Source organism: Roseococcus sp. YIM B11640, assembly GCF_049727625.1.
Lineage (GTDB): Bacteria > Pseudomonadota > Alphaproteobacteria > Acetobacterales > Acetobacteraceae > Roseococcus.
In genome coordinates this window covers 977188-992354 of record NZ_JBBJOZ010000002.1, presented here as the reverse complement: position 1 = coordinate 992354, position 15167 = coordinate 977188, and the positions used below count along the sequence as shown (strand labels likewise).

17 protein-coding genes are annotated in these 15167 nt (G+C 70.8%); 7 read left to right on the top strand and 10 right to left on the bottom strand.

The window, feature by feature from the left end; genetic code table 11:
* The first annotated feature begins 18 nt into the window (after positions 1 to 18).
* The 4 genes from WJM96_RS12230 to WJM96_RS12215 all read left to right on the top strand — a co-directional run bounded on the left by WJM96_RS12230 (position 19) and on the right by WJM96_RS12215 (position 3955).
* A complete protein-coding gene (locus tag WJM96_RS12230; protein ID WP_424812769.1) occupies positions 19 to 519 on the top strand; it encodes a hypothetical protein in 501 nt (166 codons plus the stop codon).
* A 163-nt stretch (positions 520 to 682) separates the two neighbouring features.
* Positions 683 to 1828, top strand: coding sequence for a lactonase family protein (locus WJM96_RS12225; protein WP_424812768.1), 1146 nt, complete (start codon positions 683 to 685; stop codon positions 1826 to 1828).
* Positions 1825 to 2703 carry a DMT family transporter gene (locus WJM96_RS12220; RefSeq protein WP_424812767.1) on the top strand — a complete coding sequence of 293 codons (879 nt, stop codon included), beginning with the start codon at positions 1825 to 1827 and terminating at the stop codon, positions 2701 to 2703. Before WJM96_RS12225 ends, WJM96_RS12220 begins: the two co-directional genes overlap by 4 nt.
* Before the next feature lie 55 nt (positions 2704 to 2758).
* On the top strand, positions 2759 to 3955 hold the full coding sequence (locus WJM96_RS12215; protein WP_424812766.1) for an LLM class flavin-dependent oxidoreductase: 1197 nt from the start codon (positions 2759 to 2761) through the stop codon (positions 3953 to 3955).
* A 32-nt stretch (positions 3956 to 3987) separates the two neighbouring features.
* On the opposite strand, the gene hisD is transcribed toward WJM96_RS12215, so the two are convergent.
* From hisD to WJM96_RS12185, 6 genes are all read right to left on the bottom strand, one after another.
* Positions 3988 to 5295 carry a histidinol dehydrogenase gene (gene hisD, locus WJM96_RS12210; protein WP_424812765.1) on the bottom strand — a complete coding sequence of 436 codons (1308 nt, stop codon included), beginning with the start codon at positions 5293 to 5295 and terminating at the stop codon, positions 3988 to 3990.
* A gap of 2 nt (positions 5296 to 5297) precedes the next feature.
* The gene (hisG, locus tag WJM96_RS12205; protein ID WP_424812764.1) at positions 5298 to 5984 is read right to left on the bottom strand and encodes an ATP phosphoribosyltransferase; all 687 of its coding nucleotides are present in this window, start codon (positions 5982 to 5984) and stop codon (positions 5298 to 5300) included.
* On the bottom strand, positions 5984 to 7246 hold the full coding sequence (murA, locus tag WJM96_RS12200; RefSeq protein ID WP_424812763.1) for a UDP-N-acetylglucosamine 1-carboxyvinyltransferase: 1263 nt from the start codon (positions 7244 to 7246) through the stop codon (positions 5984 to 5986). Before murA ends, hisG begins: the two co-directional genes overlap by 1 nt.
* A gap of 135 nt (positions 7247 to 7381) precedes the next feature.
* Entirely contained in the window at positions 7382 to 7801 is a 420-nt protein-coding gene (locus tag WJM96_RS12195; protein ID WP_424812762.1) for a hypothetical protein, read from the bottom strand.
* Positions 7802 to 7860: 59 nt separating this feature from the next.
* The gene (gene dcd, locus WJM96_RS12190; RefSeq protein WP_424812761.1) at positions 7861 to 8415 is read right to left on the bottom strand and encodes a dCTP deaminase; all 555 of its coding nucleotides are present in this window, start codon (positions 8413 to 8415) and stop codon (positions 7861 to 7863) included.
* Complete coding sequence (locus WJM96_RS12185) at positions 8416 to 8742, bottom strand: hypothetical protein (protein ID WP_424812760.1); 327 nt, start codon at positions 8740 to 8742, stop codon at positions 8416 to 8418. It lies immediately after the preceding gene.
* A 59-nt stretch (positions 8743 to 8801) separates the two neighbouring features.
* Here WJM96_RS12185 and WJM96_RS12180 point away from each other — a divergent pair, with 59 nt between their 5' ends.
* Both WJM96_RS12180 and WJM96_RS12175 read left to right on the top strand, forming a co-directional pair.
* A complete protein-coding gene (locus WJM96_RS12180; protein WP_424812759.1) occupies positions 8802 to 9767 on the top strand; it encodes a Bug family tripartite tricarboxylate transporter substrate binding protein in 966 nt (321 codons plus the stop codon).
* Between the two features lie 53 nt (positions 9768 to 9820).
* Positions 9821 to 10789: a Dyp-type peroxidase gene (locus WJM96_RS12175; RefSeq protein WP_424812758.1), complete on the top strand. Its 969-nt coding sequence runs from the start codon at positions 9821 to 9823 to the stop codon at positions 10787 to 10789.
* 22 nt (positions 10790 to 10811) lie between these two features.
* Here WJM96_RS12175 and WJM96_RS12170 read toward each other — a convergent pair whose 3' ends face one another.
* On the bottom strand, positions 10812 to 11585 hold the full coding sequence (locus WJM96_RS12170) for a class II aldolase/adducin family protein (RefSeq protein WP_424812757.1): 774 nt from the start codon (positions 11583 to 11585) through the stop codon (positions 10812 to 10814).
* A 217-nt stretch (positions 11586 to 11802) separates the two neighbouring features.
* On the opposite strand from WJM96_RS12170, the gene WJM96_RS12165 reads away from it, so the two are divergent.
* Positions 11803 to 12795: an MBL fold metallo-hydrolase gene (locus WJM96_RS12165; RefSeq protein ID WP_424812756.1), complete on the top strand. Its 993-nt coding sequence runs from the start codon at positions 11803 to 11805 to the stop codon at positions 12793 to 12795.
* A gap of 60 nt (positions 12796 to 12855) precedes the next feature.
* Here WJM96_RS12165 and WJM96_RS12160 read toward each other — a convergent pair whose 3' ends face one another.
* Genes WJM96_RS12160 through WJM96_RS12150 form a run of 3 tightly spaced genes read right to left on the bottom strand, consistent with a single transcriptional unit; the run spans position 12856 to position 15153 of the window.
* Positions 12856 to 13728, bottom strand: a complete 873-nt coding sequence (locus WJM96_RS12160; RefSeq protein ID WP_424812755.1) for a class I SAM-dependent methyltransferase — start codon at positions 13726 to 13728, stop codon at positions 12856 to 12858.
* The gene (locus tag WJM96_RS12155; protein ID WP_424812754.1) at positions 13721 to 14755 is read right to left on the bottom strand and encodes a glycosyltransferase family 4 protein; all 1035 of its coding nucleotides are present in this window, start codon (positions 14753 to 14755) and stop codon (positions 13721 to 13723) included. The genes WJM96_RS12160 and WJM96_RS12155 overlap by 8 nt, the downstream gene beginning before the upstream one ends.
* On the bottom strand, positions 14752 to 15153 hold the full coding sequence (locus WJM96_RS12150; RefSeq protein WP_424812753.1) for a 6-pyruvoyl trahydropterin synthase family protein: 402 nt from the start codon (positions 15151 to 15153) through the stop codon (positions 14752 to 14754). The genes WJM96_RS12155 and WJM96_RS12150 overlap by 4 nt, the downstream gene beginning before the upstream one ends.
* Between the last annotated feature and the right edge of the window lie 14 nt (positions 15154 to 15167).

Genomic DNA, 15167 nt, shown 5'->3' with positions numbered 1-15167 from the left:
GCGGACGAGGAACGTGCGATGTTCACCGACTACATTAAGTATCTTCCCCTGCTATCGATGTGCGGGTGGATCGCGATGTTCGCATCCAAGCACAGAAGCCTGTTTCTGGGCGACTGCATGGGCCTTCTTTACCACCTGGCGCTGGTGCCGGTGGTCGCGCTTCTTCCCGGCGGCTCCGAAATCAGGTTTGCCGGATACCTCTGGCTGTTCTGCGACGCGATGGTGGACTTGGCCTCGATCAACGGTGTCGGTCACCAGGGCACTTGGGCGGCGCGTATGTGCGTGCACCTGCCGGCATCTGTCTGGATCGCCGGTGCTTCCTTCGGGATGGCAGGCGCGGCTCGCTTCATCGGCGTTCCCCTGGGCGCCGGCCTCTTCCTGCACGCCCTGCTCGGGCCACGTATCAAGCACACCAAGCAAGTCCTGGGCGTGTTCGTCTTCCCCGGCATGATCGCCTGGCTGCTTTCGGTTGCCTGCGGGCTCGGAGCTTTCCCAACGACTCTCGCCATCGGTCATTGACCGGCCTGTCACGGCTCCGCGGGTGGCGGTGGCCGCTCGCGAGGCCTGTCGGACAAGCCGGACATCGGGTCGATGCCGGGTTCCATCGTCGTGCGGTTCTCCTATGCCTTGCCATGCTCTACGCTCGCCGCACCGGGCGACAGACCCGGATGAGGGAGATGCCATGCACAGGACCATCCTCGCCGCCGCGGCGCTGCTCTGGGCGGCGCCCGTCCCATGTCCGGCCCAGGCGCAGATCGCGCTCTCGGCCAACGACAACAAGCAGGTCTGGGAGAATGGCGTGGTCCGCACGCTGCCCAACCCGCCGGCCGATACGGTCAACATCCTCGACCTCGGCGCCACGCCGCCGCGCATCGTGGCGACGGTGCAGGCGCCGCATTCCATCGTGGGCCCGCCGAGCTCGGTGGCGCTGACGCCGGATGGCGGCCTCGGGCTCGTCGCCTCCTCCAACAGGGTGGACCCCGCCAATCCCACGCGCGTGGTGCCGGACAACCGCGTCTCCGTCATCGACCTGCGCGCCAGCCCGCCGGCGGTGGTGCAGACGGTGGAGGCGGGGCTCGGCCCCTCGGGCGTCTCGGTGAACCGGGCAGGCAATCTCGCGCTGGTGGCGAACCGGAACGCGGGGACCGTGTCGGTCTTCCGCATCGCGAACGGGCGGCTCGAGCCCGTCTCGACACTCACGGTCGGGCCGCCGGCCTCGGGCGTCAGCCATGTGCAGTTCACGCCGGATGGCCGCTTCGCCCTCGTCACCCGCGACGCCGATTTCATGGTGAGCGTGCTGAAGGTGGAGGGCGAGCAGGTGACGGCCGCGGGGCGCGACATCACGGTCGGCATCCGCCCCTATTCCTTCGGCATCACGCCGGATGGCCGCTGGGCGGTGGTGGGGAATGTCGGCCGGCTCTCGGGCGATTCCGACACGGCCTCGCTGATCTCGCTGACGTCGGAGCCCTTCCGAGCGGTGGATACGATCACCGTGGGCGCGACGCCGGAGGGCGTGCAGGTCAGCCCGGACAACCGCCACGTCGCCGTCACGCTCATCAACGGCTCCACGCGGCCCGAGGGGCACCCGTTGCGCGGTCGCGGGCAGGTGGTCATGCTGCGGATCGAGGATGGACGCCTCCAGCGCGTCGCCCAGGCCGATATCGGCACCTGGGCGCAGGGGGTGGCGTTCAGCAGCGATGGCAGCCGGGTCTTCGTGCAGAACATGGTGGAACGTGAGATCCAGGTGCTGAGCTTCGACGGGCAGCGCCTCGCCACCATCGACCGGCTCCGCGTGGATGGCGGCCCGACCGCGATCCGCACGCCTTGAGCGCAAACGCGCGGCCGGCCTGGCTGACGGCCGCGCCCTTCCTCTTCGTCTCGCTCTGGTCGGGCGGCTTCACGGCCATCCTGCTCTGCCTGCCGCATGCGGGGCCCATGACCATCCAGGTCGTGCGCTACGCCATCGTGGCCGCGCTGCTGGGCCCGGCCTGGCTGATCCGACGGCCGGCGAGGCCCAGCCGGGCCACCTTCTGGCACCTGGTCCGCATGGGGCTGCTGGTGCAGTTCGCCTATTTCGCCGCGATGAACATGGCCATGTCGCACGGCATGGGCGCGAATACGATCGCGCTCATCGTCGGGCTGCAGCCGGTGCTGGTCGCTCTGCTGGCGCCCCGCGTGGTGGGCGACCCCCCGGTGGGCCCGAAGGGCTGGCTGGGCTTGGGCCTCGGGCTGCTCGGGGCGGTGCTGGTGCTGACCTCGCGCGCCGGGCTGAGCGCCAGCGGCTGGACGGGGCTGTTCTTCGCGCTCATCGCCCTCGGCACCATGACGGGCGGCGCGCTGATGGAGCGCAAGGCCCGGCGCTCGGCGGACCTCATCACGGCGAACCTCGTCATGTGCTCGGTGGCGCTGGCGGCGACGCTGCCGCTGGCGCTCGCGACCGAGACGCTGAGCGTGGACTGGGCGCCGGGCTTCTTCGTGGGCATGGCCTATCTGGTCTTCGTGAACTCGCTCATTTCGCTCTCGCTGCTCTTCGCCATGCTGCGCCATGGCGAGGCGGCGCGGGCCTCCTCCGTCTTCTTCCTGGTGCCGCCGCTGGCGGGGCTGATCGCCTGGGCCGTGCTGGGGGATGCGATGCCCATGCAGGCCATCGCGGGCACCGCCGTCGCGGCCTTGGGCGTCGCCCTTGTCGTGTGGAAGCGTTGACCTGAACCGACCGAGCGGTCAGCCTGCCTCCAAACAGTCACGGAGCACGGCCGCCATGGCGCATGCGGGCCTGAAATTCGGCATCTTCCTCGCCCCCTTCCACCGCCTGGGCGACAACCCGACACTGGCTCTGGGCCGCGACCTGGACCTGATCGTGGCGCTGGACTCGCTCGGCTACGACGAGGCCTGGATCGGCGAGCACCACTCCGCCGGCTGGGAGACGATCGCGAGCCCCGAGTTGATCATCGCGGCCTCGGCGGAGCGCACCAAGCACATCAAGCTCGGCTCCGGCGTCACGAGCCTGCCCTACCATCATCCGTTCCTGGTGGCGCAGCGCTTCGTCCAGCTCGACCACATGACGCGCGGCCGCGCCATGATGGGCTGCGGCCCGGGCGCGCTCATCTCCGACGCCTACATGCTGGGGCTGGAAGCCAAGAACCAGCGCCCTCGCATGGAGGAGGCGCTCGCGGCCATCATGAAGCTCCTCGCCTGCGAGGAGCCGGTCACGATGAAGACCGACTGGTTCGAGCTGCGCGACGCGCGGCTGCATCTCGCGCCCTATTCGGACCCGTGCTTCGACATCAAGGTCGCCTCCTCCACCACGCCCTCGGGCGCGCTGGCGGCGGCCAAGCATGGACTCGGGCTCATCTCGCTCGGCGCGGGCCTGCCGGGCGGGCCGCAGAAGCTGGCCGAGCAGTGGCGCCTCGCGGAATCCGAGGCCGCGAAGCACGGCAAGAAGATGAACCGCAAGGACTGGCGCCTGGTCGTGAACCTGCACTGCGCCGAGGATGACGAGCTCGCGATCCGCCAGGTGAAGGCCGGCGAGCGGCTGGAGACCGAGGACTATTTCGGCGAGGTGCTGGGCCGCCCGCCCACGCGCTCGGAGGAGCCGCTGCGCGACGGACTCAAGGCCGGCACCACGCTGGTCGGCAGCCCCGACACGGTGGCCAAGGGCATCGAGCGGCTGATCGAGTTCACCGATGGCGGCGCCGGCGGCATTCTCTTCCGCAGCCACGAATGGGCCGACCGCGAGCAGACGCTGCGCAGCTACGAGCTCTTCGCGCGCTGGGTCATGCCGCGCTTCCAGGGCAGCCTGCGCATGCAGACCGAGAGCCGCGAATGGTGCGTGGCGAACCGCGAGGGGATCTTCGCGCCCAACCTCGAGGCGCTGAAGAAGGCCTTCGTGGATGCGGGCCAGGACGTGCCGGAGATGGAGCGCCTGAAGCTGCGCGAGCGGAAGGCGGGCGATTAGGACCCAGCGGCCCGAGGCTCAGCCTCGGGCCGTTACACGCCCGGCGCGTTCCGCCGCAGGCGCAGCGCGATGCTGGCCGCATGCGCGCCCAGGCCCTCGGCCTCCGCGAGCTGCACCGCGGCGGGGCCGATTGCCCTCAGCCCGTCCTCCGTCGCCTCGACCCAGGTCGTGCGCTTGAGGAAATCGAAGATCGATAGCCCCGAGGAGAAGCGGCTGCTGCGCCCCGTGGGCAGCACGTGGTTCGGCCCGGCCACGTAGTCGCCCAGCGCCTCGGGCGTGTGGCGGCCGAGGAAGGCCGCGCCCGCATGCCGCACCTTGGCGAAGATCGCGCGCGGATTCTCGACCATGATCTGCAGGTGCTCGGCGGCCAGGCGGTTGGCGAGCGCCGCCGCCTCGTCCCAGTCGCGCACCAGGATCACGGCGCCGTGGCGCTTCCAGCTCTCGCCCGCGATGTCGCGGCGGGGCAGGGTGGCCAGCACGCGCTCCACCTCGCGCGCCACGGCGGCGCCGAAGGCTTCGTCATCGGTGATGAGGATGGATTGCGCGGCCTCGTCATGCTCGGCCTGGGCCATGAGGTCCATCGCCACATGCGCGGGGTCGTTCGCGGCATCGGCCAGCACCAGCACCTCGGAGGGCCCCGCGATGCTGTCGATGCCGACGCGGCCGAAGACCTGGCGCTTGGCCTCGGCCACATAGGCATTGCCGGGACCGACGATGCGGTCCACCGGCGCCACGCTCTCGGTGCCCCAGGCCAGCGCGGCCACCGCCTGCGCGCCGCCCACGCGCCAGATCTCGGAAACGCCCGCGCGGCGGGCCGCGGCCAGCACCAGCGGGTTCAGCTCGCCGCCCGGCGTCGGCACGGCCATGGCCACGCGCGGCACGCCCGCGACGCGCGCGGGAATGGCATTCATCAGCACCGAGGAGGGATAGGCCGCCTTGCCGCCCGGCACATAGAGCCCGACCGCATCCAGCGCGCCCCAGCGCATGCCGAGCGCCACGCCATCCGTGCCCGGAAGCTCGATGTCGGGGGGCAGCTGCGCGCGGTGGAAGGCCTCGATGCGCGCCGCGGCGGTGTCGAGCGCGGCGGCGAGGCCGGGCTCGATGCCGGCCACGGCCGCGTCGATCTCGGCCTCGGTCACGCGCAGCGCCGCGGCATCGGCGGGCGCCCAGCCGTCGAAGCGGGTCGTCAGGCGCAGCAGGGCGGCGTCGCCCTCCTGCCGGATCTCGCCGATGATGCCGGCGACCACGCCGTCCACGCGCGCCGTCGTCTCGCGCGCCGTGTCGAGCAGCGCGGTGAAGCGCGCCTCGAAATCGGGCTGCGCCGTCGAAAGCTTTTCCACGCTCAGCCCTCGAGGGCGGCGCGGAAGCGCGCGATCCAGCTCGTGATCTCCTCGGGCCGGGTCTTGAGCGCCGTGCGGTTCACGATGAGGCGCGAGGTGACGTTGGCGATCACCTCCGTCTCCACCAGCCCGTTGGCCTTCAGCGTCGAGCCGGTCTGCACCAGGTCCACGATCACGCGGGAGAGCCCGAGCGAGGGCGCCAGCTCCATCGCGCCATTGAGGTGCACGACCTCCGCCTGCACGCCGCGCGCGGCGAAGTGGCGGCGCGCGATGTTGGGATATTTCGTGGCCACCGCGAGGCGCGACCAGCGCGTGGGGTCGTCCAGCCCGGCCGTCGCCGCCTGCTCCGCCACCGAGACGCGGCAACGCCCGATGCCGAGGTCGAGCGGCGCGTAGATCTGGTCGGTGTCGTATTCCATCAGCACGTCGGCGCCGCAGACGCCGATATGCGCCGCGCCGTGCGCCACGAAGGTCGCGACGTCGAAGGGCCGCACGCGCACGACGTCGAGCGCGGGGTCGTTCGTCTCGAAGCGCAGGCGGCGGCTGTCCTCGTCCACGAAGTCGGCGGCGGGGACGATGCCGGCGCGCGCCAGCACGGGCTTGAGCTCGGAGAGAATGCGGCCTTTCGGCAGGGCCAGGATCAGCCCCGTCTCGACATCGGCCAGGTTGGCGAAGAGCGGCAGGTCCATCAGGAAGGAAGTCTTTCGATCTCGGCTCCCACGGCGGCCAGCTTCTGCTCGACATGCTCGTAGCCGCGATCCAGGTGATAGACGCGGTTCACGATGGTCTCGCCCTCGGCGGCGAGGCCGGCGAGGATGAGGCTGACCGAGGCGCGCAGGTCCGTCGCCATGACGGGCGCGCCCGAGAGCCTGGGCACGCCGCGCACGATCGCGGAGGTGCCGTGGAAGTTGATGCGCGCGCCCATGCGCATGAGCTCGGGCACGTGCATGAAGCGGTTCTCGAAGATCGTCTCGGTGATCATCGAGGCACCTTCGGCCACCGTCATCAGCGCCATGAACTGGGCCTGCATGTCGGTGGCGAAGCCGGGGAAGGGCTCGGTCATCACGTCGGCGCCGCGCAACCCGTTGAGGCGGCTGACGGTGAGCCCCGAATTGGTCTCGGCGACATCGACGCCGCTGTCGCGCAGCACGCGCGCAACGGAGCCGAGGTGTTCCAGCCGCGCGCCTTCCAGGTGCAGCGTGCCCCCGGTGATGGCGGCGGCGCAGGCATAGGTGCCGGCCTCAATGCGGTCGGGCACGATGGGGTGCGTGGCCGAGAGCAGCGTCGCGCCGCCTTCCACCCGCAGCCGGTCCGTGCCGATACCCTCGATGCGCGCGCCCATGCGCATGAGGCACATGGCGAGGTCGCTGATCTCGGGCTCGCGGGCCGCGTTCACCAGCTCCGTCTCGCCCTCGGCGAGGCAGGCGGCCATGAGCAGGTTCTCGGTGGCGCCGACGGAGACCTGGGGGAAGATGATGCGCGCGCCGGTCAGCTTGCCCTTCGGCGCGCGGGCCTCGATGTAGCCCGCCGTGATCTCGACCTCGGCGCCGAGCTGTTCCAGCCCCTTGAGGTGCAGGTCCACCGGGCGGGTGCCGATGGCGCAACCGCCGGGCAGCGAGACGCGCGCCTGGCCGAAGCGGGCGAGCAGGGGGCCGAGCACCAGGACCGAGGCGCGCATCTTGCGCACGATGTCGTAGGGCGCCTCGAAGTTGGTGGCGGCGCCCTTCATGGTGAGGGTGCGGGCCTGCTTGTCGTGCACCACCTCCAGCCCATGCTGGCTCAGCAGCGCGCGCATGGTGGCGATGTCCGCGAGGTCCGGCGCGTTGGTCAGCGTCAGGGGGCCATCGGCCAGCAGGGCGGCTGCCATCAGCGGCAGGGCGGCGTTCTTGGCGCCGGAGATGGGAACGGTGCCCTTGAGGGGCACGCCGCCGCGGATGCGGATGCGATCCATGCTGATCTGGGTCCAATCCTGAAAGGCGAAGTTAGGGGCCCACTTGGGGCGGCCGGATCATTTGCCACCCCCCCGGAGCCAAGACAACCGCGCGGGCCGCATGGGTGGGTCTGGGCGGTTCGGGAGGGGCGCCCCTCAGGGGCTGGAGCCTCCGGCGCCGCCCCGGCCGCCAACCCCGCCCGATCCGGTGGCCCCGCCCGAGCCGCCGGTTCCGCCCGACCCGCCGGTTCCGCCCGACCCGCCAAAGCTGCCCGTGCCGCCGACGCCGCCCGACCCGAAGAAGACCCCCGCGCCGCCGCTTCCGCCGCTCCCGCCGGCGGCCCCGGTCTGCTGGCAGCTGGCCGTTCCGGTGCCGCCGCTCGCCCGGACCTGCAGGGCCAGCGCGCGGTCCGCGCCCTCGCGTTCCGTGCCGCAGATGATCTGAACGCTGTCCGCCCGTCCGAGAAACACCGCCTGGCCGCCCCAGCCGATGACCGGCGCGGCCCAGCTCGCCCCCACCGCGCCGAGGACCATTCCGGCCATCAGCATGGCCGGTCCACCCACAAGCTTGCGCATCGCATCCCCCCTCGGATCTTTCCGCGAGCCTAGCAGCCCGCGGGGCGGGGGGAACGGCCCTAAAGCTTCGGCAGCGCGACCCCGCGCTGGCCCATGTACTTGCCCGCGCGGTCCGCGTAGCTCACCTCGGGCGCGCTTTCGCCCTGGAGGAACAGGAACTGGCAGATCCCCTCATTGGCGTAGACCTTGGCGGGCAGCGGGGTGGTGTTGCTGATCTCGATCGTCACCTGGCCCTCCCATTCCGGCTCCAGCGGCGTGACGTTCACGATCAGCCCGCAGCGGGCATAGGTGGACTTGCCCAGGCAGATCACCAGCACGTCGCGCGGGATCCGGAAGACCTCGACGGTGTGGGTCAGGATGAAGGAGTTGGGCGGGATGATGCAGACCGGCCCCTTGCGGGTGACGAAGCCCGTGTCCGAGAAGGCCTTGGGGTCCACCACCGCGTTGTCGACATTGGTGAAGACCTTGAACTCGTCGGCCGCCCGCGCGTCGTAGCCGTAGGAGGAGAGACCGAAGGAAATCACGCCCTCGCGCTTCTGCGCCTCCACGAAGGGCGAGATCATGCCCTGTTCCGTCGCCATACGGCGGATCCAGTGGTCGGGCATGATCGGCATTCAGCGGTCTTTCCGGTTTCCGGCATCCTCGGGGGAGGCTGGTCTAGCTTCTTCGGGGGCGGGTCGTCCATCGGACGGGCCGCCGGGCTGCTCCGCCGCGCGCGCATCCTCGCGGCCCCGCGCCTGCGCCTTGCGGCGGCGGAGGTTGGCGCGGAGGGCGGCGGCGAGGCGCGCCTCGCGATCGGCGGGGGTGTTCACGGCCGCATTGGTAGCGCCGAGCGCCCCGAGCCGGAAGCCGCGGGACAGCCCTGATATCGGGCAGTCTGGCGCATCGGCGGGCGCGTCGGTGCAGGATTCCGGAATCCGCCAGGTCAATGAGCGATTCATTGTTGCGGTGCGGCATGGGGCGCCTAACCTCCCAGTTTCCCGGAGCCGGGAGATGCCGCATGCGCCTTCGCCGCCTGGTCCTTGCCCTCGTCGCACTCTCGCTGGCCGGGCCGGCCTGGGCCGAGACGGTGACCCGCGATGTCCGCATCATCGTGCCTTTCGCCCCCGGCGGCACCGTGGACCTCTTGGGCCGCATGCTGGCCGAGGCGCTGGCGCCGCGGCTGAACGGCCGCAACGCCGTGGTGGAGAACCGCAGCGGCGGCGGCACCTTCATCGCCATGCAGGCGGCAGCCGCCGCGCCGGACGGCCACACGCTGGCGCTCTCGGCCACCGCGATCCTGGCCACCGCGCCCGTCCTGCCCGGCTTCACCATGCCGATGGACACGGACCGCGACCTCGTGCCCGTCACGAGCCTGATCCGCGTGCCCATGGTGCTGGTGGGCCGGCCGGACGCGCCCTACCGCACGCTGCCCGAGCTCATCGCCTATGGCCGGGCCCATCCGGGCAAGCTCAACATCGGCAATTCGGGCCTGGGCGGGCAGACGCACCTGCTGGCGGCGCGGCTGGGCCACGAGGGCGGCTTCGCCATGGAGCAGATCCAGTACCGGGGCGGCACGCCCGCGCTGCTGGACATCCTGGCAGGCAATGCGGACCTCTATTTCTCGCTGCTGCCGGAATCGCTGCCCTTCATCCGCGACGGGCGGCTGCGTCCCATTGTCTTCGTCTCGACGGAGCGCAACCCGACCCTGCCGGACGTGCCGCTGGCGCGCGAGATCCTGCCGGGCTTCACGGGGGATGTCGGTTATGGGCTGGTCATGGCGGCCGCCACGCCGCCGGGCTGGATCGGCTTCTGGAATGCCGAGATCAATCGCGTCATGAACGACCAGGCCTTCCGGCGGCGGCTGGAGGACCGGCAGGTGCTGCCGATGAACGGTACCGCCGCCGCCTATCGCGAGGAAATCGCCCATGACCGGCGGGTCTGGGGCGAGGTGATCCGCGCTGCTTCGATCCGCGCCGGGAGCTAGAAACCCCCGCGCGACCTTGCCATGATGGGCGGGTGACAGGAGCGGGGTGGGATATGGCTGGCCAGGCTTGGGATCGCGTGCCTATCGACGCCCAGAGCATCGAGGCACCGCTGTCGCGCGCCGCCATCTTCCTGGTCCTCGAAGTGGCTGCCGGGGACGAGGCCACGGCCAGCGTCCGCTCCGCGCTCGGTGGGCTCGACGACCTTCTGAAGACCGTGGGCTTCCGCGACCTGGAGGGCAAGCTGTCCTGCATCGCGGCGATCGGCTCGGCGCTATGGGACCGGCTCGACCCGTCCGGCCGGCCGGCGGAGCTCAGGCCCTTCGCCGCGATCGAAGGCGCGGCGCACCGGGCGCCCTCGACGCCCGGAGACCTTCTCTTTCATATCCGGGCGGAGCGTTTCGATTTCTGCTTCGAGCTGGAGAAGCTGCTGCTCGACGCGCTCGGCGACTCGGTGCGCCTCGTCGATGAGACCTCGGGCTTCCGCTACTTCGATGCGAGGGACCTGCTGGGCTTCGTCGACGGGACCGCGAACCCGGTCGGGCAGGACATCCCGGAGGCGGCGCTGGTGGGCGAGGAGGATCCGCGCTTCGCCGGCGGCAGCTATGTCGTCACGCAGAAGTACCTGCACGACCTTGCCGCGTGGAAGGCACTTCGCGCCGAGGAGCAGGAGCGGATCATCGGCCGCACCAAGGTCGACAACATCGAGATCGACGACGACAAGGCCGAGCGCAAGTCGCACAAGAGCCTCGCCACCATCGAGGACGAGCACGGCGTCGAGCATGACATCCTGCGCGACAACATGCCCTTCGGCAGCGCCGGGCGAGGCGAGTTCGGAACCTATTTCATCGGCTATTCGCGCCGCCTCTGGGTGATCGAGAAAATGCTCCGGCGCATGTTCGTCGGCGAGCCGCCGGGGGCCTACGACCGGCTTCTCGATTTCTCCACGGCGCAGACCGGCGCGACCTTCTTCGCGCCGTCGCGGTCCGTGCTGGCACGGCTGGCGGCCGCGGGCGACGCCTGAACGGGCGCCCGCCGATCCCGCCTCAGTCGGCGTAGTCGGGCTGGCTCTTGTCGAGCAGGCGCTTCAGCGCCGCGAAGTGGTACTCGGCCCCGCTCATTTTCATGGTCGGGTCCTTCCAGGTGGCCTGCTCCTGGATCTTGGCGAGGATCTCCGGCTTCACAAAGCGGCGGCGCTGGCCGGTCCACATGGTGAAGAGCTGCGTGCGGCAGGCGCGCTCGATGAAGTAGAGGCGGTGATAGGCCTGGGCCACCGTCTTGCCGGTGACGACCACGCCGTGGTTGGCCAGCATCAGGATGGGCTTGCCATCCATCAGCCTCGCCATGCGCTCGCCCTCCTCGTGCTCGTGCGCGAAGCCGTTGTAGTCGTAGTCGTAGGCGACGCGGTCGTTGAACTGCAGCGCGCCCTGGCCCGTCATCTCGATGGTCATGTCCTCGAGCTGCGACAGCGCGGTGACATAGGGCATGTGGGTGTGCAGCACGCATTCGACATTCGCGATCTCGTGGATCGGCGTGTGGATGCAGATGGCGCTGCGGTCGGCCGGGCCTTCGCCCTCCACGACATTGCCGTCGTAGTCGATCTCGATGAGGTTGCTCGCCGTCACCTCGGACCAGTGCAGGCCGAAGCGGTTCAGGTAGTAGCGGTTCGGGCGGCCCGGCACGCGCAGGGTGAAGTGGTTGTCCACGGCCTCGTGGAAGTCGTGCACCACGGCGATGCGGTGGGCGGCCGCCATGTCGATGCGCGCCTGGCGGCGCTGCTCGGCGTAGACTTCGGCTGGGGCGTCGGTGACGCTGTCCATGGGGCTCTCCATGCGTGAGGGGTGCGGGCCTGGCCCGAATGAACCCATGCCTTGGCCCCGAAGGCAATCCGCTTTCCGGGCTTGATGCCGCTGCTTTTTCCTGGCGGCCGCGCAACCCCCGAAAGATATGCCAAAGTTTCTGCATCTCCTGGTTGCAAAGTGGTATCGTTTTTCCGCGGCTGCCGGAGAGCGGCCGCGCGAAGGAGGATCCAAGAACATGCTTTTCCCTCGTCGTGCCCTGCTCGGCGCGGGCGGCGGCCTTGCGGCCGCCACCCTGTTGCCGTCCCTGTCCGAGGCCGCCGCGCCCTTCCGAAACGACCTGCCGCCCGCCTGGTACCGCTTCAGGATCGGCCAGTTCGAGGCCACCGTCGTTTCCGACGGGCGCCTGCCGCTCGGCCAGCCCGCGCCGGCCTTTCCGGCCTCTCCGCCCCAGGAGATCGCGGACCTGATGCGGTCCAACTTCCTGCCGGTGAACGAGGCCAACCTCGAGCAGAATGCGCTGATCGTGAACACGGGACGCCAGCTGGTGCTGTTCGACACCGGCATGGGCGAGAGCATGGGCGCGGCCAGCCAGATGTTCGGGCCCACCACGGGACGCCTGCTGCGGAACATGCGCGCGGCGGGCATCGAGCCCTCGCAGATCGACATGGTCATCCTGACCCACGCCCATTGCGACCATTGCTGGGCGCTGGTCGATGCCCAGGGCAACCGCAACTTCCCCAATGCCCAGGTGGCGGTGACGGAGGCCGACCTGCGCTTCTGGACCGACCCCGCCAACAAGCGCGGGCCGGAGTTCATGACGGCCTTCATCGACGGCGCCACCAAGAACCTCAACGCCTATCGCGACCGGCTGGTCATGGTGCGAGACGGGCAGGAGGTCGTTCCGGGCATCCAGGCCATGGCTGCGCCCGGCCATACGGTCGGCCACACGATCTACGCGGTCACCTCGGGCAACCAGACGGTGGTCAATACCGGCGACCTGGCGCACCACCAGGTGCTGCTGCTGCAGCGGCCGCTCTGGGAATTCTCCTTCGACACCGATCCCAAGCAATCGGCCCAGACGCGGTCGCGCGCGCTGGAGCGCTTCGCAACGGACCGCACGCAGATCCTCTCCTACCACTTCCCCTGGCCGGGGCTGGGGCACGTGGTGAAGGCGGGCGAGGGCTACACCTGGCTGCCGTCGCCGATGGAGGTGACGTCGCTGGGTTGAGGGCATCCGGCTCTCGACGGACGCTCGCGGCCCGAGGCTTGGCCTCGGGCCGTTAGGATGTCACCCCGGCAGGCAGAGCACGTCCTGGTGGTCGACGCGCACGGAGAGCGCGCCGGCCTCCGCCTGCTCCGCCCGGACTTCCGCCCAGTGCTCGATCTTCCAGGCCTCGCGCTTCTCATGCGCGAGCGCCGCCTCGGCGTGGCCGAGCGCCAGCTCGCGCGCCATCTCGTCCTCCTGGCGCGGGACGATCCAGGGGCTGGGGGCCTTCATCACGCGGTAGCCGTGCTCGCCGAAGATGCGGGCGATGGCCTCAGGCGCGGCCGGGCCGAGCGCCATGCCGCCGAAGCCCTTGTCCCGCCGCTGGTCGCGCGCGAAGCCGCGGGCCACCAGGGCGTCGCCGGGAAGCGGTGGCGTGAAGCGCTCGCGGCCCGTGACGTTGAGCGTTGCGTAGAAGGGCAGCTTCCGCCGCGCCAGCAGCTTCGCGAGCTCCAGCAGCCAGCGCTCCGAGACGAGGTCGCACAGCGCGCTGCACACCACCGCGTCCACGCTGTCCAGCGGCAGGGTCGCAGGCGTGGCGACGTTCGCCAGGATCCCCTCGATCCGCCACGCGCCCTGCGGGGAATGGACCAGCAGTGCCTTCTTCTGCGGCCAGGTCGCCTTCCAGCCGATCTCGTAGGCTGCGTCCATCATCGTGTCGAAGGCGCGGGACATCAGCTCCGCATCCGCATCCGCCAGCACCCAGGAATGCGGCCGCGCCACGAAATGGCCGAGCCAGCGGGTCAGGCTGCCCGTCCCGGCGCCGAGGTCGAGGAAGCGCGGGCGCGCCTTCTCGTCCAGGAAGGCCATCAGCTCCTCGGCGAGGCCCGGGTTGCGGGCGGCGGCGTCGAAGGGCTCGCGCAGGTCGAGCCAGTCGCCGGAGAATTCCTCAGCCATGCCCGGCCACCTCCAGCTCGGCGGCGAGCTTGGCCGCGCGGTCGTCCCAGCGGGGCAGGGCCTGGCCGGCCTTCCAGCTCGCTTCCGCCATCTCGGCCCGCAGCGCCGTGTCGAAGAGCGGCCGGCGCATCCCGCGCGAGAGGCTGTTGAAGTCGCCCGGCGCGGCCAGAATCGCCGCCCCCTTGCCCACGAGGTCCGCCACCGCGCCGCCGGTGCAGAGGGCGAGCGGGAGGCCGCGCGCCTGCGCCTCGGCCGCCACCATGCCGTAGCCCTCGAAATGCGTGGCCAGCGCGAAGAGATCGGCCTCCGTATACTCGGCCTCCAGCTCCGCCTGGCCGAGCGAGCCGAGGAAGCTGACCCGCGCGGTGAGGCCGAGCTCCTCCGCCAGCGCGGCGAGGCCCTGGGCATGCACCGGGTCCGCCGGCGGGCCCGCGATCCGCAGCTCCCAGTCGAGGTCGGTCAGCCTCGCCAGCGCGCGCAGCAGCACGTCATGCCCCTTGCGGGGAATGAGCGAGCCCACCGAGAGGATGCGCGCCCCCGGCCCGGCCGAGCCGCGGGCGCGGGGGGCAGGGTCCGTCCCGGGCTCGATCACGCCGATGCGCAGCCGGTCGGCGCCCAGCGCCGGCATGGCGCGGGCCGTATAGACGGAGGTGGTGATGAAGCGCCCGCAGGCGGCGAAGAGCGTGCGCTCGCGCTCGGCCAGCGCGGCCTGGTCGGGGCCGGGCTCGAGCGAGGTCGGGTGGTGGATGAGCGCGACGGCCATCCGCGCCGCCAGCTCCGGCGCCAGGGGGGCGAAGGCGGGCAGGCCGAGCCCGTCGATCAGCGGCACCTCATTGGCCGCGAGGCCGGCGAAGGCCTCCCTCGCCGAGGCCTCGGCGGCCGCGTCCGGCATCGGGTGGCGGCCGGCGAGCTCCACCACGCGGACCTCGTGGCCGAGGCCCCGCAGCCCCTCCACCATGCGCCGGTCGTAGATGTAGCCGCCCGAGACGGTGTCGAAGGGCGCTGGGACGAGAAGGGCGATCTTCATGCGAGGGGGCCTTCGAAGGCGGCCCAGGCGATGTGGCTCTCGCGCAGCAGGACCTTGATGGAGCACACGCCGTCGCCGCCCGGCCCCATGCGCCCGTCGCGGCAGGCGGCGGCGAGCAGGCCGTGGATATGCAGGCAGAGGAATTCCGTCGTCGTGTTCTTCGCCGCGAATTGCGGTTCCTCGTCCAGGTTGCGGTAGTCGAGCGCGCTCAGGATCCTGCGCAGCTCGTCTTTCGCCAGGCCGATGTCGATGAGCAGGTTCAGGGGGTCGAGCTTCTCCGCGCGGAACTCCGCCTCCACCACGAAGGTCGCGCCGTGCAGCCGCTGGGCCGGGCCGAACTCGGCGCCGCGGAAGGAATGCGCGACCATGATGTGGTCGACGACGGTCAGGCTGAACATGGTGGGAATCCTTG